The sequence below is a fragment of the Cyanobacterium sp. IPPAS B-1200 genome (assembly GCF_001747005.2).
Classification (GTDB): Bacteria; Cyanobacteriota; Cyanobacteriia; order Cyanobacteriales; family Cyanobacteriaceae; genus Cyanobacterium.
On sequence record NZ_CP182899.1, the window covers coordinates 2,435,431 to 2,459,387 of the forward strand.

Genomic DNA, 23,957 nt, shown 5'->3' on the forward strand with positions numbered 1-23,957 from the left:
CGATGCCTTTAAAATTATCTCGTGACAGATGATGATGGAGGAAAAGCACCTCCTAATCTGGTGGGTTGTTGATATACTTTGATGAGGGTGTTTAAATCTCTGGGGGATATGGTGGGGATATTACGAGTTTGGGCATGATACATTATATCGCCTTGGTGGGGGCTATGTCCCCAAATTCCGAGGGCGTGTCCTAATTCATGGGTGATATTATTAACCCAGTAGTCAAAGGTTTGATGGGGGCTAACTTCGATTATCATTTGATGTTTTAATTTTGCTGGTTGGGTTTCGGTGGCATAAAATTGGACGGTGGCAGTGGCAGAGGTAATTCTGGGCAAGTCAAAAAGCCCTGTTTCGGGGTTAAATTTTCCTCTAATTCGGGGCGGTTGACGACGAATGAGAATATCTGCACCAACTTCTGTTTCGACTATTTGTAAAGGTATATAAGGATGCCAAGATGCGATCGCACTTTGGGCAGCTTTTTCCCATTGTTGGTATCTTTGATAAGCGGATTCAGAAAGATTATTTTCAGGGGGGGCAATATACACCTTAACGGGAAATTCTGACCAAATCAAATGTCCTACTAAATGAGGTTCAAGGTTATCAAAATAGTCTTCTTTTATGTCTATATTAAGGGAAGCTAGGGAAGGGGGCAAAGGAAAAGTTTGGGGAGTTGGCAATCTATTAGTAATATCTGAAGCTGTTACTAATTCTGAAAAAATAATAAGAATAAATATGGTTAATAAAAATCTGCTAAAAAAGTGTTTAATATTAGTTATGAATTTCATCAAATGTTTCTAAAAAATAATTGCATAAAATGACGTAAAATCTGGAACAAAGTTCATTTTTCCATCATCATATTATCAGTTTGCTTCATTATTTTCTCGAATGTTTCACAGGGTTTACTCACAAGGGGAATGGTGGAGGGGATTTTACCCTGTTTCACCATGCCATAGTTATTATAGGCGATCGCCTTTAGGGTGTGTAATAATTTTTCTCGGTGAGGAGTGCCTAATCCTGTGATGGGAGAAGTGGTTAAGGAGTTGTTTCTTTTCCTTCTAAAATAGCCAAATTCAGGGCTATTATATATCTTAAGGTGAAAGTGAGATCTCAGCAAAAACTCTGTGTCAGCACCATATAAAAGGGCATTGGCAAAGCCATTTACCCGTAAAAAAGCTGAACGTTTAATCAAAGAGGTGGGATGCAATAAGGGATGTCCTGGTTTTTCTTGTAGTGCGCCATTCACATTCAAAGGATAAGCCACAGGATTAACAATATGGTTAATATCATCCACACGATATTCTTGAGTGCCTACCATATCCGCCCCCATTTTATCCATTAATTCTATACTAATCCTGAGGCGATCGACCATAGACCAATCATCAGCATCTTGAAACAGATAATAATCATAATTACTGTCGTTAATTACCGATTGAATTATTTGATAAGGACCTACTTTTTTATTACTTTTGAGTAAGGTTACTTCAGGATAATTTGAACAAATATTTATAGGTACGTCTGTTGATTTGTCATCTATTACTACTATGTCTGTTAACTTATAACTTTGATTTATTAAGCTAAATAAACAATAATCTAACCACTGATTACAATTGTGATGGGGAATAATTGCCATTATTTTTTTAGGCAAAATATTGTCCTGATAATTTCCTATTAAATCGAGTTTTTGACTTTTTATTAATTTAGTGTGACATAATATCTTATTGTTAATAAAGTAGTTTAACAGTTGATAATTATTACCTAAAATACTGTTATCTTCTTGTGATATTTTTTGAATAAAGTCAACTTTTCCTATCCAACTTATACTATCACTTGATAATTCGTGTGCCGTAAGCTCGGGGAAGCTAAAGTTTTGCCAAATTAACCAACAAAAATCTCTCTGATGAAAAATATTATAGTTATCAATAACTTTTTTTTGAATAAAGTCAATTAAGTTATCTTCTAAGGTAAAATTTGAGGATAGATTATCGCTACAACTTATAATCCAATTATTATTATCTATATTTTCTAGTACCTTGATTAAATTTAGATTACTGTCATTAATCTTATTAATAGAAACATGATTATATTTACAAAATTGAATAAGATAAAACAACATACATTAAAATACTTTTTGCTTAAAATTATATAAACGACTCACTGCATCAAAATTATTATTGATAGAAGAAATATTTTCAGCCATTAATAAACATTGATAGGCTTTTTCTCTTTTCCCTTGTTGAAAAAATAACTGAACAAAATAATTCATAAAAGGAATAAAAGCAATACTTTTTGTTATCTCTTTCTTTGTGTTTTGATTTTGTCTAGTTTTAATGGTATCTAAAAATAAATCAGCATCAATGGGAATGTCAAAACATATAATCTGGATTAATAGTTCTTTTAATTCTAAAATAGTTACATCAGATAACCAATTAAAAGTGATATTAACATTTTGTTTACCTAGTAAATAATTTTCTCTTTGTTTTAATTCTGGGGGGAAATTATCTTGATGCTCACTACCAGAGTAACAGTTTAATATCTTTGCCCAATGGCTAAGAATAGAAGGTAAACAATCAATCCCATACTTCGGACAAAAATCTAAATCGGAAATAAATAAGGGTAATAAAGGATTTAGTTTATTAATTAAACAAGAGTCTTTTTGTTTTCTTATTTTTTGAATTCCTAGAGAAACTAATTTTAACAGTAATTGATAATCAAAACTATCTATTTTTATTTTAAAAGAAAGATTTCTCTTTGTTAATAAACTCAGTAATTCTTGATTATTAGTAAAAAGTGCGATCGCCCATAAATCGATATATATTAAAGATAGTTGATTAATATTATTATATTTATGAAAAAGATTATTTAACTGAGTATGAATTACACTTGCTTTATTACCTAAAGCCATTACAAGTAAATAAAGTTTATCTAGTTTAACTTGTTCATCTAGGCAATAGTTATGATTATTTAATAATCGCTCAGACTGTTCCAAAATAATGTCAGGAATATTATAATATATCCATCGATCGCCCTTAACCACATCAAGAAATAGTTGAGAATAATTAACGATGATTAGAGGAATAAACTCCGCTAAATATTTATCCTGCATAGGGGGATTTGTAGCCTTATACATATTCAAAGGAGATGTAAACTTTTGGATAAATAATGGAGGATTATCGGGAAATATGTGCTTCACCTCCTGAGCAAAAAATTGATCAACTTTCCCTGAATTAGCCTTCTGAAGATAACCCACTAATTTTTTATCATCCCTTGTGGAAATAGAGCGATAATAATCAACACCTTCCATAGGGTACATGGATTTACTATGCCCAAAATTATCACTATCTCGCCCCAAAATAGTTAAATTCATTTTGCCATGGGGACAAAAATTATTATTTTCTAAAGTTACCAAATCGCCGTTATAATACCTAATCATCGGCATCGTATAACTATACAAATCAGTCACTAACAATCGATTGTCTTTTTCTTCTATCAAACACCGCCCTTCATCAATGTGAAGATTTCCACACACAGGGCAAGTAAAACCATATACCCCACATTCTTGACTCCCATATTCTATGATGATAGGACACTCAAATATATCCCGTAAAAGTTGTTTTTGATGGTCAAATAAAGGCTCTCCTGTGCATATTATGGCCTTAACCTCATCAAAATTTATCCGATGTCGGGCTATTAACCCTACTTCACACAACCGACTAGGATAACCCCGCAACACAATGGGTTTTTGCGTAATAAAATTTAGCCACCGTAAAAAATGGTTATCAATACCCCCGATAATGGCATAATCTTGATGACGAAGAGGAAATAGACGGCTGTTAACATTTGCGATCGCCCCTTGTTTGTCAATACCCCACCATGCTAAAAATTTATTTAGACTGGCTAATCTTTTCTGATTCCATAAATCATCCCGAAAAAAAACAAAAGCTTCCCCAGTGGTGCCACTGGTAGCACCACGATAGACAATATTTTGGGTAGTTGCCAATAATTGAGAGGGGGCTTTTCTGATGTCTTGTTTTGAGATTGGGGGAATATTATAAAAAGCCGAGAATAATTCAGCATCGCTACAATTATCCAAAAAATGATCAGTAATAGCCACAGAATTTAATCTTTGAGTGTAAAAAGGAACATTTTTAGCTATCCTTAAAAGCTCCTTTATTTTTTGAGATAAACTAGACACTTTAAATTTATTTTTGATTTAATTTATCTAAAATTTCTGTTTCTAAACTTAAAGCAATACCATTAGAAAAAGAATCTTTTGTCATCTCCAAAGCATTGTTGTTTGGCACCAATGATAACATCAAAGGTTTATTACAAAATTGCCCTAAATATTGCAAATAATCAACACTTACCCAACCATCAGAGCGAAAATTAGGGGCGCTCGCCCAACCATATTGAGTATCATAATATGGGGAATACCTGTCTCTGACATAAGCCCATCGCCCAGAGGAATCAAACTTAGCCACATAAACTTGCCAACCGCTAGGAATTGAGCCGACAATTCTTCCCCCCGGATTTGCCCTCAATCTTAAGTCTCCTGCGGAGGTAGTCACTTGATAATATCTTTGAGGATAATCATGGACAGAAAAAGCGGTATCACCGCTTCTTGTGGGTATTCTTTCGGGACATCTCGAAGCAAATAAATTATGAGGAATAGAGTCATGTGAGTTATTTTTAACTTCAGGCTTTTGTGCCGCTTGGCTATTTTCTGCCACCATTAAAGACGCCATTAATGCAAGGCTATATGGCAATTTATTATTGTTCATCTTTTTTCCGTGGTTATTATCAACTATATAATTATAGATAACAAAAGTTATGTAAGATCTTTTTTTTATTAATTCTTAATCTCAATAAACGACTGATTTTTGTGCCAAAAAGTTCCAATATACAGCAAAAAGTAAATATTGATAACGTTGTTTTCATCAAAATAGTATTAGACTTAGCTAATAATGCCACATCTTATTCCATCTTTTCTTTACTAGCCATAGCTTGAAAATTATCATCACCATAAAAAGTTGCAATCCCTTCTTGAGATAAACCACCTTTTCTTTCTACATTTTTTCTGGATGGTTGTAGCCTTTAAATGGTTACGGAATGAGATATTTTGCGGCTTTGATACGAAGCCATGGGGAGATTTGCACTCATGATGGATGATTGATTAAAAATATCTCAAATATCTTGGTAGAATATTAATAGAGTTAATCATCAATCTGTTAAAAATAGAAATACAATTTTTATTATTACTGCAAAGCGTCTAATAACTTAAACAAAACCACGTAAATATTTTTACTAATCTTTTATTCCAATAACAATGTCGGATATTAATGAGTCTTTTAAAGTCGCAATTCCTCAATTTGTCGGCACCCGACAAGCACACTTATTTAAAACCTTAAAAGTTCCTCAGTTTACGGGGAAACTTATTTTTACTGCCAAAAACGGTACTCAATGGGTATTTTTCATGTATTTGGGTAGAATTTCTTATGCTACAGGGGGAATACATCCATGTCGTCGTTGGCGTAGAAACGTCCTAAAATACGCTCCTGAAGTTCTACACGTATTAGATACTTTTGATCCTAAAATCTTTAACAATAAACAATTTGTTCATAATTGGGAATATAATTTATTTTCTTTATTAATAGATGAAAAGATTTTAAATCCCTCTGTTACCAATAAAATTATTCGTGGTATTATCCAAGAAATTTTGTTTGATTTAACAAGGGCAATGGAGGTAAATTTTGATATTGTTGAAGATAAAAATCCTTCTTCACCCTTAGTTTTTATCGATACTGAACCTATTATCGTAGAAGTTTGGCAAGATTGGCAAAGATGGCTAGGGGCAAAATTAGCAGATAGATCTCCTAATAAAGCTCCGATAATTCGTCATCATGGAGAGTTAAATCGGCGTACTTCTCCCCAAACTTATCAAATTATGAAGAAGTTATTTAATGGCAAAAATACTTTACGAGATTTACATATTCAGCTAAATCAAGACATTGTTTCGATGACGAGAATGATGATTCCTTATTTTCAGTTAGGATTAATTGAATTAACTCTTACTGAGGATATTCCTTTGCCTTGGTTAGTTAAGTTTAAGCCTTCTTCTATTCATGGGAATAATATTAAAGCTCTATGTATCACGGAGCAAGAGCAAGTGGTAAAAGATGTTAAAACTACGGTAACAGGTCTTGATTATCAGTTTAATTCTTTTAGTCGAGGTGATTTGGCGATCGCATTTGCCCAACAAAACAATCCTCAAGTAATTTTTGTGGATAAGGAAATATCTTCTGTAAATGCCTATGATTTGATTAGTAAATTCAAAAAAACCACTGCTTTTCAACAAATACCCATCATTTTAATTACCGATGATTTGAGTAAAATAGAGCCTGAAGACTATAAATCCGTAGGTTTTTGTGATGTCTTGATTAAACCATTACATGACCAACATATTATTAAGATTCTTAATAAAAACGTTGCCTCCACCCCTTAAACCCATAATGTGAAGAGAGGAATCAATGTTAGACTAGATATGGTAATTCGGATGTGATAGAGGTTTTTGGGTAAAGGTAAAAGGCACAAGAAACAAAAGCCAAACGCCTTTATTAATTAAATATAGTAAATTAGATATAGTATTTAGTGCCTAAAATAAATTAAATAAAATATTAAATAAGTCAGAGATAATTAAATTATGGATGGTTTTTGGGAAAATGTATTGCGTTATCCTCGCTATATGGTGAGCTTAATTTTAGGAATATTTATTTTTTTATGGGAACAAATAAAGCCTTTATTTAAAAATCCAGTGACAGGAATTGCTATTTTTGGGGTATTGATCGGTATTTTTTCTTTCCTTTATTTTACCCTAGAAGCAATGTTAGGACTTAGTGTCACCTAACACAAAAACTTGTATATTAAAAAAATTTAAACAATAAAAAAATGGCTAATAGTCGTCGTATCGAAAAAGTTTCATCTCTGATTAAAAGAGAAGTAAGTCAAATGCTCATCAATGAGATAAAAGATGATCGTGTGGGTGCTGGAATGGTGAGTATTACCCATGTAGAGGTGTCAGGAGACTTACAACACGCTAAAGTTTTTGTGAGTATATATGGTACTTCGGAGGCAAAGAAAGAAACCATGGAAGGTTTAAAAGCCTGTACTTCTTTTGTTAGGCGTAGTTTGGGGCAAAAAATAAATTTACGTCATACCCCTGAAATACGATTTATGGAAGATTCTTCTTTGGAAAAAGGAGATCAACTAATTCAGCTAATCAACCGTATAACTCCCCTAGAGGAAGAGGAAGTGGGTGCGGAGGAATGATGTTTTTTTTGGGTTAGGGTTAATGCCCTATACCCTTGATTTGATAATGATTAAAGTAGATCATCATCTACGTCGGAATCTTGCTCTTCATAATCATCATCGTCATCATCATCGTCTTCGATGAGCTCGGAGATTTCTTCGTCTTCAGATACTGGTAGGATATTGACTTTTTCTTCTTTTTCCTCCCGGTACATAATTTTATTATTGCTTTCTAACCACTCTAAGATTGAGCCTTCCTGTTTTAAAGGAATTACAGGCGCTGGTTCGTAGCGCTTTTCTTTACGCAGTGCAGGATTTTTCATAAACTAATATTACGAGCCATATAAATTTCGTCGAGAACATACATTTTACCAGATTATCCATGAATGCGAAAACTAATTTGTTAGGGGCGATCGCCCGTTATAACAGTAAAAAAAATAGGTCTGATAGTGATAAAGTAGAGATTCTCAGTGCCATAGAGGAATTAGAAGACACCAACCCTAATCCCTGCCCCATGGAAAAAAAAGAACTTCTCGACGGAGATTGGCAACTACTGTACACCTCTAGCAAAAGTCTCTTGGGATTAAATAATATTCCGTTGGTAGAAATAGAAAATATTTATCAATCAATTCATACTTCCACCAAAAAAATTTATAACATTGTGGAAATCAAAGGGTTACCCCTTCTCGATAGTGTCATGGTGGTAATTGCTAGTTTAAAAGTAGAATCAGAAAAAAAAGCTGGTGTAAAGTTCGAGCGCACCATAGTCACTCTCAAAAATTGGCTCAAATATTTATCACCCCAAGACATCATCACCCAAGTTAGTAACAAAAAAAATATCTTTCCCCTTGACATTAAAATTAACCGAGCCTTAGAAAATATGACCAATGCCAACGGCTGGTTAGAAATCACCTACCTTGACCATGATTTACGCATCAGTAGGGGTAATCAGGGGAACATATTTGTTCTTTCCAAAATCTAATCAATGGTATTATCTTTTATTAAATAGCTAAAGTGCGATCGCCATGAAAAACATTATCCCCCGCCCCAAAAAATACTATCCACTGCTGATTACTACTGCCATCATTAGCACCTTAATAGCTACCATTAGCCCCAACCTCGAAAAAAATTATCCCCAAGCCCAAGCCCAAAACAGCAGACAACCCATCACCGTAAGGTCTGATGTACAAGAAGCCAACTCAGAAACAGGCATCATTACCGCCAGAGGGAACGTCTATATAGAATTTCCATCCCGTAATATTCAGGCGACATCAGCCCAAGCCCAATTTTTTAGCCAAGAAAGAAGGCTAGTATTAAACGGTAACGTTCAAGTAATCCAAGACGGCAACACCATGAGAGCCGAAACCATGACTTATTTGATTGATGAAGGAAGGTTTATTGCTACTCCCCAAAATCAAAGACAAGTAGAATCAGTTTATCTCATCGAAGAAAATACCCCCTAAAATAGACCCATAGACTGGTTTTTGTCAAAACAAATTCAATGCAGTTAACATTAAAAAACATCCATAAATCCTACGGCAAAAGAGTGATCGTCAATCGAGTTAACCTCAAAGTAAAACAAGGGGAAATAGTCGGCCTGCTAGGGCCCAACGGAGCAGGGAAAACCACCACATTTTATATCACCACAGGGCTAATCATGCCCAACCAAGGGCAAGTAAACCTAGATGAGCAAGACATTACCCCCCTTCAACTCAACCAACGAGCTAAACTAGGTATCGGTTATCTTACCCAACAACCCAGTATTTTCCGTAACCTTACCGTCCGAGAAAACATTGAATTAGTCCTCGAACAAACCAACCTATCCTCCCGTAACCGTCAGATTAGACTAAAACAGCTCATCGAAGATTTTCGCCTAGAAAAAGTAGTTAATACCAAAGGTTCTCAGGTATCAGGGGGAGAAAGAAGACGCACAGAGTTGGCCAGAGCCTTGGCAGTGGGTAGAGATGGTCCTAAATTTTTGTTGTTAGATGAACCTTTTGCGGGGGTTGACCCCATCGCTGTGTCAGAAATTCAAACAATGATCGAAGGTCTGAAAAATAGAGGTATGGGCATTTTAATTACGGATCACAATGTTAGAGAAACCCTTGCCATTACGGGGCGATCGTATATCATGCGAGAAGGGCAAATTTTGGCTTCAGGCACCGCCGAAGAACTTTATAAAAATTCCCTTGTGCGACAATATTACCTAGGAGATAACTTTAAAATCTAACTCTGATGGAAGAAAAAAAAACAACTCAACCGCTAAAATTCCATATATCTCTGATGGATAAATATGTTTTAGGAGAAATAATCATACCATTCCTGTTTGGTATTGGTTTATTTACCGCCCTAGGACTATCTATCGGTACATTATTTGAATTGATTCGTCGAGTTACCGAATCAGGATTATTTGTGGGAGTAGCGGCTCAGATTTTTTTGCTCAGAGTACCAGAGTTTATCGTTCTTGCTTTTCCCATGTCATTGCTTCTGGCTACCCTGGTGGCCTACAGTCGCCTTTCTAGCGACAGTGAAATTATCGCCCTTAGAAGTGTGGGCATTAATCTGTTTAGGTTAGTCATCCCTGCCTTGATATTTAGTCTTTCTATTACGGGAATTACATTTTTTATTAATGATGTGGTAACCCCTTCCACCAACAGACAAGCAGCTGTTACTTTGCAACAAGCCCTCAATCAAGTGCAACCCAACTTGAGCCAAAGAAATATTTTGTATCCTGAATATGCAGACATTGTCAGCAATGATGGCTCAGTGAATTATGGTTTGGCTCGACTTTTCTATGCCGAAGAATTTAACGGTAATCAAATGAAATACCTTACCATTCTCGACTTTTCGAGGGAGGGAGTAAATCAAGTTTTAACCGCTGAAACAGCCGAATGGAATATTCGTGAAAATATTTGGGACTTTTTTAATGGCACCATATATGCGATCGCAACGGACGGTAGTTCCAGAAATGTAGTGCGCTTCCAACATCAACAACTAGCCCTCCCCCGAGCGCCCCTAGACTTTGCCAATCGTCCTCTAAGTTATAACGAAATGAGCATCAGTCAAGCCCAAAGTTACCTAGAAACAGCCAAACTAGAGGGAAATCAAAATGAAGCCCGTAAACTAGCCGTAAAAATTCAGAGTAAAATCGCCTTACCCTTTGTCTGCATCGTTTTCGCCATGATGGGTTCTGCCCTAGGCATTCGCCCCCAAAATACAGGAAAGGCCAAAAGTTTTGGGATCTGTATCGCCATAATTTTAGCCTACTACATTATTTCATTCATGGGAGAATCCTTAGCGATATCAGGGATTCTTAACCCCTTTATGGGAGCATGGTTGGGTAATATTATCGGTTTGACCCTAGGAAGTTGGCTTCTTTACATGAATATCAAATAAAGCACCACCGCTTAACTTTTTTACGTTGCAGGGGTGGAAATTTTGTATTGATATTTCGTTAAACTCCATGTCCAAAAGATGATGATATAATAGAGGTGCCGACAATCATTTGGTATTTTCATTATGGCATCTCCCTCTCGAAAAAACTCCCCTGACTATCTAAAATCAAGAATGGGTACTTTTCTAAACCCATTATTCTTGTCTGCGGTCGTAGGATTAGGGGTCATCGGAATTGTAGCTTGGCAATTAATCGTAATCAACGATCAATTTAGACAAAGTAGCCGAGAAGCCTCCCCCCCATCGAGTACAGGAGCAACCGTTGAACTAGAAGAAAATAATAACGGGGTTGAAAATTCTGCTAACGGTAATGGTACTTCAGAAACCACATCACAAAATACTAATGAGAATCCATCAACATCCCCTCAAAACTCTCCCAATAATGGGGATACATCGGAACTAGACATTAAAGAATTTGATATATTAGGCTCTAGGAATACCATTGAAGGTGGCGATCGCAACACAAATAACCAAACTCGTTTATACGATCAAGTTTTGTCCTTACCTCGTATTTCTCCCCAAGTAAGACCATCAGGGGGCGACGGTAGTGGAGCGGTTAACCAAGGACTACTAAGCCCCGAATTCAATCAACAAAGACAGTCTTCCCAGATTCCTGTTACCCCTAGTCCTCTAAATCAGGCCGTAGGCAATGTCATGAGCAACTACAACCCCAGTAGCAATATTTATCGCTCCCAAAATCCCCAAAGTAACATCCCCAGTTCAGGGGGGCAAATGTATCAATCCCCTTCCCTTCAGAATAATTATAATGTAGGTAATAACATTAATGGAAATGCTAATACTTGGGTTCCTACTCCTCAAGGGGTCAATGTGAATCCCAATCAGGGGGGGGTAAATATTCCATCCAATAGACCCGCTCAAACAAATCAATCTCCCTTTTAAGTTTCGGTAAACCGTTCCATCCGATGAGTTCAACCTAAGAGATAATAAACCTAGTAGAAATTTTTACCCCATAAATATAAAGTGCTATCATCAATCATTTCTGATTTCAAAATTATCTTTGAGCGAGATCCCGCCGCCCGTAATTGGTTAGAGGTCTTATTATGCTACCCTGGCTTACAAGCAGTTATTTTACATCGTCTTTCCCATCGGTTACATCGTCTTGGTATTCCTTTTATCCCTCGTTTTTTGTCTCATTTGGGTAGATTTTTTACAGGTATTGAAATCCATCCAGGCGCACAATTAGGCAATGGTGTATTCATCGACCATGGTATGGGGGTTGTCATCGGGGAAACAGCTATCTTAGGGGATTACTGTCTAATTTATCAGGGCGTAACTCTTGGGGGTACAGGGAAGGATACGGGTAAACGTCACCCTACCCTCGGGGAAAATGTGGTGGTGGGTGCCGGGGCAAAGGTGTTGGGTAATTTGTCCATCGGTAATAATGTTCGTATCGGTGCTGGTTCGGTAGTATTGCGTGATGTGCCTTCGGAGTGTACGGTGGTGGGTATTCCTGGGAGAATTGTTTATCGTTCTGGGGCGAAGGTAAATCCTTTGGAGCATGGAAATTTACCTGATTCTGAGGCAACGGTAATCAGAAGTTTGATTGATAGAATTGAATCTTTGGAGCAAGAAATTACGAAATTAAAACAAAGAGAGGGGGTTATGGTTGATCGTTAATTTTTTTAATTTGATAGTGTAAAAAAAGTTCTTCTCCTATTTGTTTAATCTCTTTTAATTCTAAGGGAACTGGTGATTTTAGATGAACTCCTGCCACTGGAGTAGGGGCTTTTTTCCCTCCTAAGATGACGGGGCAAAGGGTTAACCAAAGGTCATCGAGGAGATTTTCGGCAAGGATGGAGGCTATTAGTTCTCCTCCCCCCAAAATTCCTATACGATTAATATTAATGTTTTGTAGGTAGTTGAAGGTATCTTGCCAGTCTATTTTCCGCTGATTATTTTTTGTTATTATGTACTCATTAAAGAGTATTTTTTTATCAGTATGATTAATACTATTTAGCCAGTTTATTTTACCTTCTTTTGTGGTTAATAAAATTCGTTTAATGGGTTGTTCAAAAAAACGATAATGATCTTCTAATTTTCCTGATGAAGAACATACAATGTTGATGGGTTGGGGGGTTTGTTTTCTAGCTTCTCGCTGGGCGAGGAGATGGGCTTGTTTGATGGTTAGGGTGGTTCCATAGGCTCTGAGGGTATTTGCCCCGAAAATAATGGCATCACAGAGGGATATTTGTTCTTCTAGGTGTTCTAAGTCTTGGGGGCTACTGAATCGGGCTGGTTTTTCGCTGTCGGTACTGATTTTGCCATCGGCACTCATGGCGAGGATGGCGGTGATGTGGAGGGGATTAGCCATTGATTTCTCTCAGGTTTTGGAGGTGCGGTTTTACTTCTTCAAAGTCAGGGGCGATCGCACTTACCTGTTGATAACATTCTAGGGCTTCAGCGTAGCGATCGAGAATTTCCAAAACACGGCCCTTGTTGTACCATGCCATAAAATAATTGGGTTGAATACCGATCGCCCTTTCCCAACTCATGAGGGCTTCGGGATACTGTTGCAAATTATAAAGAGCATTGCCCCGACTATTCCACGATTCCAAATCATTGACATTTATATCAAGGGCATGGTCAAAAGATTCGATAGCCTCGGCATACCTTTCCAGATAAGCAAGGGCGCAACCTCGATTGTGCCATACCTGTCCCAAATTAGGCTCTAATTCTATTATTTTATCCCAAGAGGCGATCGCCCCTTCCAAATCTGCATTTTGTGCCTTTTCCAAACCCACATTAAACCAATGCTCAACCCACTGCACATCAACTAATTCTTCCTCCTCCTCTTCCATGGCAATGGATTCCACCTCCAAAAGAATTTCCTTACTAGAACTACTAGCCTTAACTAGCTTTTCAATAATTGCGCCTGGCTCATGATTTTTTAAGCCCAACTTACGGGCAGTTTTCCTTGCAAAATTTTCATCATCCTGAAGGAGTTTTAATAAATCTGCCAAACTACTGGCTTCCGAAGACTCATCCTCATCACCATCCCCGTTGATAGGCTCTAGTTGAATGCCATCTTTTCTGGCCAAAATTTCATTGCCAAACTCATGGGCTAAATCTCCCACGGGACGATAAAATGGTAGAGAAGAAGTTTTTTCTCCCAAAATTACCATCCTTGATGCGATCGTGTAATGGGGGGCAAAAGAGTTTACTAAACTTTCGCCATATTTTTGTAACCATATCAACCAATTATCAACGGTGATTTTTTTTGGTTCTAAATTTTGAAAAAATTTCTCGATGCGGTTTTCCGTCCATCCCTTGGCAACCCCTTCTAATAATTGATTAAAAAGGTACTCCAAAGTTTTATCATCGGTAAACCCTTTTTCTTGGGAGGAATCTTGCCCTTCTTCTTGGTCATAATCCTGTGCTAATTCTTCCTTTTTTGCACCCCAACGCCATATTTTGTTAATCATTACCTTTGAGAACGAAAACCCTTATTCTATTGATATTTAATAATAACTGATAACAATTGACAATGGACGACACAATGGATAAAACCATAGACATAAAAATAATAGACCATTAAACTTGATTGAGTAGCCCCTAAATATAATCCCTATTCTCCATTTCACCATTTTCCCCATAGATAATAATTGCCGTGACTTACGAGCCTTTACACCACAAATATCGTCCCCAAACCTTTGCCCAATTAGCAGGACAAGATGCGATCGCCCAGACTCTGAGTAATGCCCTCACATCGGAGAAGATAGCCCCTGCCTATCTATTTTGTGGTCCTAGGGGTACAGGAAAAACCTCCAGCGCTCGTATTTTAGCCAAATCATTAAACTGTATGGCTACCGATAAACCTACCCCTACTCCCTGCGGAAAGTGTGAAGCCTGTGTAAGTATCACCAACGGTTCGGCCCTTGATGTCATTGAAATCGATGCGGCCAGTAATACGGGGGTTGACAACATCAGGGAAATTATTGAGCGGGTACAGTTTGCCCCCGTGCAGTGTCGTTATAAGGTGTATGTGATAGATGAATGTTTAACGGGCGATAGCCAAATAATCACCGATGAAGGATTGATGAGGTTAGATAATCCCAAAATAAAAGGTAAAAAAGTCCTTAGCTATAATGAGAAATTAGGCAACTGGGAATATAAAAAAGTTGTCAGATGGTTAGATCAAGGAATAAAAGAAACTTTAGCCATTAAAACCCATAATAGGGAAATTCGCTGTACAGATAATCACCTAGTTAGAACTCAGCAAGGATGGATAAAAGCAAAGGAACTTCGAGAAGGAATGAAGATACTATCCCCTGTGAGTGTGGATGCGGAAATCTCATCTACAAATACAGTATGGAATACAAGTTTAGAAGTCATCGAGAAAATTAGTGCTGTAGGGAAAGAAAATGTTTATGACATAGAAGTTGAAGATAATCATAACTTTGTTGCTAATGGTTTATTGGTTCATAATTGCCATATGCTTAGTACCGCGGCATTTAATGCCCTCTTAAAAACCTTGGAAGAGCCACCAAGTAGGGTAATTTTTGTCTTAGCAACCACAGATCCTCAAAGGGTTTTACCCACCATTATCAGCCGTTGTCAGCGGTTTGATTATCGTCGTATCCCCCTTGATGCCATGGTCAAACATTTGGGGTATATCGCCACGGAGGAGTCCATAGACATCGATTCTGGGGCGCTGAGTTTGGTGGCACAACTTTCCAATGGAGGGATGAGGGATGCGGAGAGTTTGTTGGATCAACTAAGTTTGTTATCAGGTACTATTACCACCCAAAAGGTATGGGATTTGGTGGGTTCGGTATCTGAGCAAGATTTACTGGAGTTGTTAAATGCGATCGCCTCGGACAATTCAGAAACAGTAATCGTACAATGTCGCAAACTCTTGGATAGGGGTAGAGAACCTTTAATACTGCTACAAAACCTCGCTAACTTTTATCTTAGCCTATTGATAGCAAAAACAGCCCCGGGGCGATCGGATTTAGTCACCGTCACCGAAGAAACATGGCAAAAACTATGTCAAACTGCCCAACATTGGCATATTGAAACCATCCTTCAAGGGCAAAAAAAATTAAAAGACAGTGAAATTCAAATCAAAAACACAACCCAACCTCGCCTCTGGCTAGAAATTACCCTCCTTAACCTCCTTCCCTCCGCCAATAGAGTAGTTACCACAACTAATGCCGTAGTTACTCCAACCCCCATTGTACCCTCATCCCCAGCCCCCACCGCTCAAAAAACTGTTTCTCCTCCTCCCCCACCAGCCAAAGAATCTCAAGCCCCAACCATTGAACCCCAACAATCATCACCCCCAGAAACGCAAACTGCCCCTATTACCTCTAACGTTGAATTTACTTCCCTAGAGGAATTAAAAGAAAAAGTAGCAGCTACCATTGACAGCGTGATGACAAAAAGTTTTCTCCTACAACAATGTAGTATCATCGACTATCAAAGCACTGTAATTACCATCGGTGTGATTAAAGAAATTTTCCTCAAACTGAGTAAACAACATCAACCCGCCATGGAAAAAGCCTTCAGTCAAGTTTTAGGCAAATCCATTAATTTGGTATTTCAGGTGGACGAAAAAGAAACTAAAAAAAAATCCTCTGATAACTCTCCACCCCCTGCGGTAGAAAAAATCGTAGAATATAGTCCTCCTCCTCCCATTAAAACGCCATCGGTAGAAGAAAAAGAAGAAGTTATAAACCTAACACCTCAGCCAGTGGTTGCTGATAATGACATGGTTAGGGTGGTATCTCCTGCCCAACTAAAACAAGTTGCCGAAAAATTTGCTAAAAGTGTCAACGGTGAAATTATTGATGATGTTGAATCACCACTTTTTATTATTCCAGCCCCAGAAATAAAAGTAATTAATCGCCCTGAATTAGATATAGAAGATGATGACGATTTACCTTTTTAGTCCTAGTTTTTTTGTTATAGCCTTTTTAACTGTCAATTTCATAAACGAAGTTAAAACTTGCCCAGTTACTCAAATCTAAGGCATAAACATCCGATAAATTAGGTACTAAATCGGGAGTAATGCCACTGCCTTCGTGTAAATCTAAAAGAATGGATTGGGCAACAGCCACAGGATTTTCAAGGACAATTACTGATTCTTCTTCTAAACTATTTTTACTGTTTTTATATAGTTCATTAAAAGTATTATTAAAAGGAGATTGAGAGCAAATGATAATTAATTCTCCGATACCTTGATTGCCATTATCTATTAATTTTATTGAACTTTTTTCATTAGGAATTACAAAAGTTTCTTGGGCATTTACCATGACATTTTCCGTGGAAAAATAGGCGATCGCCCTTCCCGAAGAATTAAAACCAATTATTATATAGTAAAGATCATAGTCATTTTCATTATGAATAGAAATAGAAAAAGAAGAACCAGCAGAAATATTAATTAATTGTTTTTGTTGGATAATATTAGGAGTAGTTTTTATATTAGATTTTTGATTCTCTAACGGTAAACTATAAGAAGTTTTTTGATAACTAATATAATTCTGTTTATTCTGAGAATATTCCACCGCTACCCGAACAGGTAAACGAGAAGCATTACCATTGAGAGTCAAATTAACTAACTTTTGAGCCAACTTATTCCTCAAAGGATTACTTAACCTTTTAACCGCCGTTGAAACCGCCTCATTAGGAATTTTTGCCATGGTATTAGGTAACAATACCCCCGCCTGAGAAAATAAACCATAACTACCATTAGAAGTTAACTTCCCTAAAATACAATCCCCGTAAGCATCTCCCAAATTAATCGCCTTAATATCCCCCACAGAAGTCAAAGCGCTAGTAGCATCCACCCTCTCAATTCTTTGTAAACTACTATCCAAACTTACCATCAAATCAATTTCTCGAGGAATTACCCTCACCGCTTCCCGTAAAACTAAACCAGTTTCTACCTTATTAATTCCTTTTAGAATGACTCCTTTAGCCTTATTTCCTATCAAAGAATTAACTTGAATTACCACATTTTGAGAAAGATCAATTTCTGTCGAAAAACAAGAATTTATCCCATAATTAAATAATACTAATAAGGGTAAACCCACTAAATCAAACTCAACATTATTATTTTTATTTACACTTTTTATAACAGTATCCCCATGATGTTCTTCATCCGCTGGAATATAATAAGGAGTAAGATCATTCTTGATAGCTAAAGTAACATTAGTATATTTTAATTCGCCATTAATAAGAGCAATATTAGCCGCTACTTTTTTTGTCAAAATTAGATTATTAATAGGAGCAACATTTTGCCATAAAGAATGAGTTAAACTGTAAGTAAATAAACCCGCATTAAAACTATTACTAGTAATTTCTGTGGCTAATCCCTCTGTCGCCGAAGTAAAAATTGTCCCCCCAGACTTATTTCCTTTTAACAAAGAATTAGAACTTTTATTTTTTTGTTTAATCTCCTTATTAAAAGCTAACTCCTCACTACTAATAACAGGTATATTATCACCGCGATAAGACCTTAACCATAACTTAGTTGACGTAGATACCTCAAAAGGTTGATAACTAGTATCCAAAATGAGCGTATAACGACTGGTTTTCAGAGATTGAAATAAACTAATTAAACTATCTAATAAAATATCTTCATTATCACCATCGCCCTTGAAACTACTACCAGAGGTAATCAAACTTTCTGTTAAACTTTTGTCACCATTATTCAATCTTACCTGTCGTCCATAACCACTAAAATGGAAAACAACCACATCATTCTCCCTTACCTGTTTTGCCAAATGCTCCTCAAAAGCCGTCAAAATAGATTTTCTCGACGCTTCCTTATTCGTTAAAGTTACAATATCTTGCGGATTAAAACCAAAACGAGAAACTAACAACTCCCTTTGTAAATCAACATCCGTCACACAACCCCGTAGATTATTGTTGGTGGATGAATATTGGTTGATACCAACCAAAAGGGCTAACTTTCGGGAATCAGATGCCCCCAAGGCTTGGGCATAACGGCTTAACTCGTGTCGAGGTAAAATTGTCTCACCAAAAAAACCTCCCAAAGAGGCAATACTTAAACCAGCCCCCTGTAAAAAAGTACGTCGATTAAGTTTCATAATTAGGTGTTAGGCAATTGATATTTGATTGATTTCCAAAAATTAAATCTTTTCATTTATGAGGAGTGATTACACTTACCAGAAATTAACTATTTTCTGTCCATGCCTTCATTTTACCTTGATTCATTAAACCATAAGGATCAACCATTTTTTTAAATTTTAGTTGCTCAGGTTCAATGTGTTTTCTTCCTCCATCTTCTAATATATAGGTATGGGGATTGGCAATAAAAGCCCCATTTTGTTCGTGATACTGGATAATTTCGTTCAATCGCTCTTCATTGGTATATCTTACCAACTGCAATCCTGCAGGGATAGCTTTACCTCCTACCCTCATAAATTCGAGGTGTATCATTACCTCATCCTCAAAGTGTTTGTACATTTGCTCTACTTTTTCGAGGCTAAAAAAGAAGGTTTGTAGATAGGTAATATTAGGGTCAATATTACGGGCATGAAAGGTGGTATGATTCCAAGTAAATTCTATTAAATTAAGGCTATTTTTTTTCTCTAAATCTTCTTGATAAGTGATTTTACCTTGATATTCTTTTACTAATTCTAATAAAGAATTTATAGAGTTTTCACTAACTGTTAATAAAGCACAACTTTCTCCCTTTGGTAAGTAGTTTTTGAGAGCTGTAAAATATTCGGGAATAGGACTAGCATGGACACTAATTAACCTCTTTATAATACCATCACTATCCCCTAACTCTTGTCCAAATTTTGCGGCGTCCATAAAGTTAGGAAAAGTAATAATTACATCTAACCAATTATAAGCTGGAGCGAGGGGAATTTCTAGTTCCGTAATAATGCCATTAGTACCATAGGCATGATTAATTTGATTGGTTTCATCTCCTTTTAGTTCCAAAATTCTCGGCTCATCTTCAAGGGTGACAACCTTTACTCGGTGAAGATTTCCCCTATCTCTCAATTGTCCATAATTTATGGAACCAATGCCCCCACTACCACCTCCAAAAAAGCCCCCGATGGTAGCGATTTTATAGGTTGATGGTATCATCCGTAATTCCCATCCTTCCTTGCGGGTTGCCCTTTCTACGGTTGCCATTTTTACTCCCGCTTGTACACAGGCAGAGCCATTTTTTATCCAATGAATTTGCCTCATTTCAGTCATATCTAGGACAATTCCACCATGGAGAGGGATACATTGCCCATAATTTCCTGTACCAGCGCCCCTTACTGTTAGAGGAATTTTGTGTTTTACACAGATTTGAGCAACTTTTAAAACTTCTTCTTCATTGCTAGGTTGAACTACTAAATCAGCTGTTTTATCTGCTAATTTATCTAATAAAATAGGGCTAAAATAATAGTAATCCTGAGATAATTTCTTAACCTGTTCAGAGTCAATTATTGTTTTAATACTGCCTAGTTTATTGATAATATTTTGGTAGTTAATAGAGGACATATTTATAAAAAACAAAAAATAATAACTTAAAGATTGATAGCAAATATATACTTATATAATAACCTTAACAACTCTCCTTTTCACACATCTTTTTCATCAAATAAGCTAAAAGTTTCTCCCCTAAGCAAAATCTAAAAATCTTTTCTTGCCTTCGTGACTTTGCGAGACAACACAAAAAACCATAAATAATCGCTACCACAGATATGCTAACATTAACTATATCGCAACAACTTTGTAGTTTTTTGGAAATTTATGACTTCAAGGGTTTCATCTCCTGCACCTTTGCCTAGCTGGTTAAAAACCCCCATTGGTAAAGCCTCGGAAATTTCTCGGGTGCAAAAAATTGTTAAACAAAGGGAAATTCATACTATCTGTGAAGAAGGACGTTGCCCCAATCGTGGGGAATGTTATGCTAACGGTACCGCTACTTTTTTGTTGATGGGGCATATATGCACCCGCAGTTGTGCTTTTTGTCAGGTGGATAAGGGAGAAGTGCCTATGAATCTTGATCCTGATGAGCCAAGAAAGGTGGCGGAAGCGGTAAAATTATTAGGGTTGCGTTATGTGGTGTTGACTTCGGTGGCGAGGGATGATTTGCCTGATGGAGGGGCAAGTTGGTTTGTGAAGGTGATGGATGAGGTTAGGAAGGTTAACCCCACGACACAAATTGAGGTGTTGACTCCTGATTTTGGTACGGGGAAGGATGCGGAAAATCAACAGGCGCTCAGGGTGGCTACGGTGGTGGGGGCAAAACCTGCTTGTTATAATCACAATGTGGAAACAGTGCCACGGTTACAAAATCCTGTGCGTCGGGGGGGCAAGTATGAGCGCTCGTTGCGGGTTTTGGATTTGGTGAAGGAGTTTGATGATAGTATTCCCACGAAATCGGGTTTAATGTTGGGTTTGGGAGAAACGAAAGAGGAGATTATCTCTACTTTGGAGGATTTGCGCGGTATAAAGTGCGATCGCATTACCATCGGTCAATATATGCGTCCATCTTTGGCTCATTTACCTGTGGAAAAATACTGGACTCCCGAAGAATTTGACGAGTTAGGGGCGATCGCCCTTAAAATGGGATTTAGTCATGTTCGTAGTGGTCCTTTGGTGCGTAGTTCATACCATGCGGGGGAATAAAGAAATAAAGGACACTGGAGATTTTTTAACATGACCATTCCCAATCATCTAAAATTGGGTATTCGTACAGAAATCAGGGCATTCCTAAAACTAGCCATACCCCTAGCCAGCGCGCAGGTGGCACAGTTAACCACAGGATTCGCTGATACTGTGATGATGGGACATTTGGGCAACGAAATTTTGGCGGCTGGGGCATTAGCCTCCATTACCTTTTTTTCTATCATGATAGCCACCAGTGGCATCGTTATGGGTGTAGTTTCTGCCCTATCCCACGCCCGTCCTATTTTTTGGATTGTTACCATCGCCACGGGTTTTAATATTATGGGTAGCTATGTTTTGGGCTTTGGCGTCTGGGGATTTCCTCGTTTAGAATTGGCAGGATTGGCTTTAGCTTCTACTTTCAGATGGTGGGGGATGTTTGGGGCTTTAATTATCTATCTTTCTGTCAATGAGCATTTCAAAGACTATCAATTCTTTTCCCATCTCCACCGATTAAACTTTAGCCCAGCTAATTATGGGAAAATATGACAAACTTTTAGAAACAATACTCAGAGCTACTTCTGATAATAATATCGAATTTGATAGTTTTTGTAGTCTACTCAAAAAATTAGGATTTAGTGAGAGAATTAAAGGTAGTCATCATATTTTTTTACACGGAAAATATTATTGAAATTTTAAACTTATAACCTAATGGCACGAAGGCAAAAGCCTACCAAGTAAAACAAGTTAGAAATTTAATTGTTAAGTATAAACTAGGAGAAAATAATGTCAATTAAATATAAATTAGTTATTTATTGGAGTGAAATAGATAATTGTTTTGTGGTAGAGGTGCCAGAATTATCAGTCAGGATGTATGGCAGACGGAAACACATATCAAGAAGCAGTAAGTAATGCCGAAATTATTATAAAAGAATGGATTAAAACGGCACAACAATTGGGAAGGGAAATTCCTCAGCCAAAAGGACGTTTAATATATACTTAATTTCTATATTTTATAACTGTAGTTTAGACTAAGAAAAAATTGTAAGAGAATAAGTAAGCTAACAAAGATTAGCTCAAAAACGCTATAAATGAATTTAATAATGGCTTAAAAGTTATTTTTTTGGTCTTTTTTTAGTCTTAGATAAACGCTTTTTAACCGTAGGATAAACTTTAGCTTTGTTTCTTTTTCGACCTTTAGGCCAGCCATGGGATTTTCCCCGACTTTTAGGAGAAAGGGTAGGACTTCCAATGTCCATCAATAATGAAGTCATAGACAGAGCCACTCTTCCGGGGGTTAAATTCTGTTGAGGTTTTTGCCATGGCAGATGATATTCTTTGACTAAATCCTTGGATAACCATAACTGCCAAGTAATATTGACAATTAAATTGCTCCACCTTTGACAACTCTCAGGGGTGCGAAAATGGGGTAACGTCCAATGTAATCTTTGCTTGGCGAAACGATACCAGTGGTCCACACCAAATCGTCGGCTGTATTGAATCCAAATATTGGAAGAAGATAAAAATTGCTCTCCCACCCAGATTAACCACAGTGGGCGATGTAAAGCACCAGTTTTTTTCTGCTTCAATCGTTCAATTTTAAACAGGGTTAGCTTTTGTGAAGGGGCATTGTAGAAATGAAGTTCTTTCCATTTACTCATCCGTATTGTTCCTAGGGATGAGTCTTCCATTTCTAATATTTCATGGGCATGGGGAAAATGGTCACATTGATTTAATTTCAACTTTGCCCCATGTTTTTTCGGTCTGCCTCTACCGCTATAGGCTGGAGGATTACCATAAAGACATAGATTAGAACGTACTCTAATCAACTTACTGATTTCAATATCTGCGGTTTGCTTAATAAATTTGCCATTGCCATACTCACAATCCAACACCACCAATTTCGGTTTATTTTCTGGCAATTTTCTACACACTTGCCTTAGTTGCCATGTTGCTTTACCCAGAGGATTTTCAAAGGATGTGATTCTTTCATGTCTTAAAGGTAATGCCCAACTTCCTTTCTCATTCAATGGTGGTAACCAAGCGATGGTGCTATATCCTTGTCCTATGACCGATGAATTGATGGATGACGAAGAATATTGATAACCTCTATCTTTCATGGTGGGACTATCTTCAAACTTCCACTGAGTATGATCTATACCTAGTAATGTATATTCTAAGGTGTCTATTTCTTGAATATATCGTTTCATCAATTTGTTGCTGTTCGGACGACAATCTTTTATGGCTTCATAGGTACTACACCATTGCCGATGGAAAAAAGGTGATAAAGAAAAATCTGCCAAACTACGAGCATTTTCCGTGGTCATAACACTATCCATCAATTGAAAAGTGGCATCTTTACCTTTGACTAACATTTCATAGGTGTCATGACGGAAATTTTCCAGTCTGCTATATTTGTTCATAGAGAGAAGATTTTATTTTTGCTTATTTATATTTTCTCTCTATTTTTCTTTTATGTCTTGTCCTTCCTTGCTCCACTTTCCATTTAGTCTAAACTACAGTTATAAGTTTTAAATTAATTTTTTGTTATTATTAAAATTAAATCTAAGAGTTAGTGACTCATTTTTCACCTAACA

22 protein-coding genes and 1 pseudogene are annotated in these 23,957 nt (G+C 37.0%); 13 read left to right on the forward strand and 10 right to left on the reverse strand.

What is annotated here, in order from left to right:
* Positions 1-14: 14 nt before the first annotated feature.
* The 4 genes from A5482_RS11305 to A5482_RS11320 all read right to left on the reverse strand — a co-directional run bounded on the left by A5482_RS11305 (position 15) and on the right by A5482_RS11320 (position 4,778).
* Positions 15-677 carry a matrixin family metalloprotease gene (locus A5482_RS11305; RefSeq protein ID WP_446684764.1) on the reverse strand — a complete coding sequence of 221 codons (663 nt, stop codon included), beginning with the start codon at positions 675-677 and terminating at the stop codon, positions 15-17.
* Between the two features lie 161 nt (positions 678-838).
* Positions 839-2,113: a glycosyltransferase family 2 protein gene (locus A5482_RS11310; protein ID WP_069789361.1), complete on the reverse strand. Its 1,275-nt coding sequence runs from the start codon at positions 2,111-2,113 to the stop codon at positions 839-841.
* A 3-nt stretch (positions 2,114-2,116) separates the two neighbouring features.
* On the reverse strand, positions 2,117-4,192 hold the full coding sequence (locus A5482_RS11315) for a hypothetical protein (protein WP_069789362.1): 2,076 nt from the start codon (positions 4,190-4,192) through the stop codon (positions 2,117-2,119).
* A 7-nt stretch (positions 4,193-4,199) separates the two neighbouring features.
* Entirely contained in the window at positions 4,200-4,778 is a 579-nt protein-coding gene (locus A5482_RS11320) for an SH3 domain-containing protein (protein ID WP_141712634.1), read from the reverse strand.
* 545 nt (positions 4,779-5,323) lie between these two features.
* Here A5482_RS11320 and A5482_RS11325 point away from each other — a divergent pair.
* The 3 genes from A5482_RS11325 (at position 5,324) to rbfA (ending at position 7,323) form a co-directional block, all read left to right on the forward strand.
* Positions 5,324-6,499: a response regulator gene (locus A5482_RS11325; RefSeq protein WP_069789364.1), complete on the forward strand. Its 1,176-nt coding sequence runs from the start codon at positions 5,324-5,326 to the stop codon at positions 6,497-6,499.
* A 198-nt stretch (positions 6,500-6,697) separates the two neighbouring features.
* On the forward strand, positions 6,698-6,901 hold the full coding sequence (locus tag A5482_RS11330; protein WP_069789365.1) for a DUF751 family protein: 204 nt from the start codon (positions 6,698-6,700) through the stop codon (positions 6,899-6,901).
* A 41-nt stretch (positions 6,902-6,942) separates the two neighbouring features.
* On the forward strand, positions 6,943-7,323 hold the full coding sequence (rbfA, locus tag A5482_RS11335; protein ID WP_069789366.1) for a 30S ribosome-binding factor RbfA: 381 nt from the start codon (positions 6,943-6,945) through the stop codon (positions 7,321-7,323).
* A gap of 50 nt (positions 7,324-7,373) precedes the next feature.
* On the opposite strand, the gene A5482_RS11340 is transcribed toward rbfA, so the two are convergent.
* Entirely contained in the window at positions 7,374-7,625 is a 252-nt protein-coding gene (locus tag A5482_RS11340) for a DUF3134 domain-containing protein (RefSeq protein ID WP_069789367.1), read from the reverse strand.
* A gap of 59 nt (positions 7,626-7,684) precedes the next feature.
* Between A5482_RS11340 and A5482_RS11345 the strand changes: the two genes are divergently transcribed.
* The 6 genes from A5482_RS11345 (at position 7,685) to cysE (ending at position 12,393) form a co-directional block, all read left to right on the forward strand.
* Positions 7,685-8,284: a PAP/fibrillin family protein gene (locus A5482_RS11345; RefSeq protein ID WP_069789368.1), complete on the forward strand. Its 600-nt coding sequence runs from the start codon at positions 7,685-7,687 to the stop codon at positions 8,282-8,284.
* Between the two features lie 43 nt (positions 8,285-8,327).
* Complete coding sequence (locus tag A5482_RS11350) at positions 8,328-8,765, forward strand: LptA/OstA family protein (protein WP_069789369.1); 438 nt, start codon at positions 8,328-8,330, stop codon at positions 8,763-8,765.
* A 38-nt stretch (positions 8,766-8,803) separates the two neighbouring features.
* Positions 8,804-9,532 carry an LPS export ABC transporter ATP-binding protein gene (gene lptB / locus A5482_RS11355; RefSeq protein WP_069789370.1) on the forward strand — a complete coding sequence of 243 codons (729 nt, stop codon included), beginning with the start codon at positions 8,804-8,806 and terminating at the stop codon, positions 9,530-9,532.
* Positions 9,533-9,537: 5 nt separating this feature from the next.
* Positions 9,538-10,698: an LptF/LptG family permease gene (locus A5482_RS11360; RefSeq protein WP_069789371.1), complete on the forward strand. Its 1,161-nt coding sequence runs from the start codon at positions 9,538-9,540 to the stop codon at positions 10,696-10,698.
* Between the two features lie 123 nt (positions 10,699-10,821).
* Positions 10,822-11,655, forward strand: a complete 834-nt coding sequence (locus A5482_RS11365) for a hypothetical protein (RefSeq protein ID WP_446684765.1) — start codon at positions 10,822-10,824, stop codon at positions 11,653-11,655.
* Between the two features lie 81 nt (positions 11,656-11,736).
* Complete coding sequence (cysE, locus tag A5482_RS11370; protein WP_069789373.1) at positions 11,737-12,393, forward strand: serine O-acetyltransferase; 657 nt, start codon at positions 11,737-11,739, stop codon at positions 12,391-12,393.
* Here cysE and A5482_RS11375 read toward each other — a convergent pair.
* Both A5482_RS11375 and A5482_RS11380 read right to left on the reverse strand, forming a co-directional pair.
* Positions 12,377-13,087, reverse strand: coding sequence for a RibD family protein (locus A5482_RS11375; RefSeq protein ID WP_069789374.1), 711 nt, complete (start codon positions 13,085-13,087; stop codon positions 12,377-12,379). The genes cysE and A5482_RS11375 overlap by 17 nt on opposite strands.
* Positions 13,080-14,198: a tetratricopeptide repeat protein gene (locus A5482_RS11380; protein WP_069789375.1), complete on the reverse strand. Its 1,119-nt coding sequence runs from the start codon at positions 14,196-14,198 to the stop codon at positions 13,080-13,082. Before A5482_RS11380 ends, A5482_RS11375 begins: the two co-directional genes overlap by 8 nt.
* Positions 14,199-14,383: 185 nt before the next feature.
* On the opposite strand from A5482_RS11380, the gene dnaX reads away from it, so the two are divergent.
* A complete protein-coding gene (gene dnaX, locus A5482_RS11385; protein WP_069789376.1) occupies positions 14,384-16,666 on the forward strand; it encodes a DNA polymerase III subunit gamma/tau in 2,283 nt (760 codons plus the stop codon).
* 25 nt (positions 16,667-16,691) lie between these two features.
* Here dnaX and A5482_RS11390 read toward each other — a convergent pair whose 3' ends face one another.
* Both A5482_RS11390 and A5482_RS11395 read right to left on the reverse strand, forming a co-directional pair.
* The gene (locus A5482_RS11390) at positions 16,692-18,830 is read right to left on the reverse strand and encodes a caspase family protein (protein ID WP_069789377.1); all 2,139 of its coding nucleotides are present in this window, start codon (positions 18,828-18,830) and stop codon (positions 16,692-16,694) included.
* Positions 18,831-18,915: 85 nt separating this feature from the next.
* Entirely contained in the window at positions 18,916-20,247 is a 1,332-nt protein-coding gene (locus A5482_RS11395) for an FAD-binding oxidoreductase (protein ID WP_069789378.1), read from the reverse strand.
* Positions 20,248-20,499: 252 nt separating this feature from the next.
* On the opposite strand from A5482_RS11395, the gene lipA reads away from it, so the two are divergent.
* The 3 genes and pseudogenes from lipA to A5482_RS11410 all read left to right on the forward strand — a co-directional run bounded on the left by lipA (position 20,500) and on the right by A5482_RS11410 (position 22,363).
* Entirely contained in the window at positions 20,500-21,381 is an 882-nt protein-coding gene (lipA, locus tag A5482_RS11400) for a lipoyl synthase (protein WP_069789379.1), read from the forward strand.
* 30 nt (positions 21,382-21,411) lie between these two features.
* A complete protein-coding gene (locus tag A5482_RS11405) occupies positions 21,412-21,909 on the forward strand; it encodes a hypothetical protein (RefSeq protein ID WP_069789380.1) in 498 nt (165 codons plus the stop codon).
* Between the two features lie 237 nt (positions 21,910-22,146).
* Positions 22,147-22,363: pseudogene (locus A5482_RS11410) on the forward strand (type II toxin-antitoxin system HicB family antitoxin).
* A 112-nt stretch (positions 22,364-22,475) separates the two neighbouring features.
* Here A5482_RS11410 and A5482_RS11415 read toward each other — a convergent pair.
* Positions 22,476-23,783, reverse strand: coding sequence for an NF041680 family putative transposase (locus tag A5482_RS11415; RefSeq protein WP_446684748.1), 1,308 nt, complete (start codon positions 23,781-23,783; stop codon positions 22,476-22,478).
* Positions 23,784-23,957 lie beyond the last annotated feature (174 nt).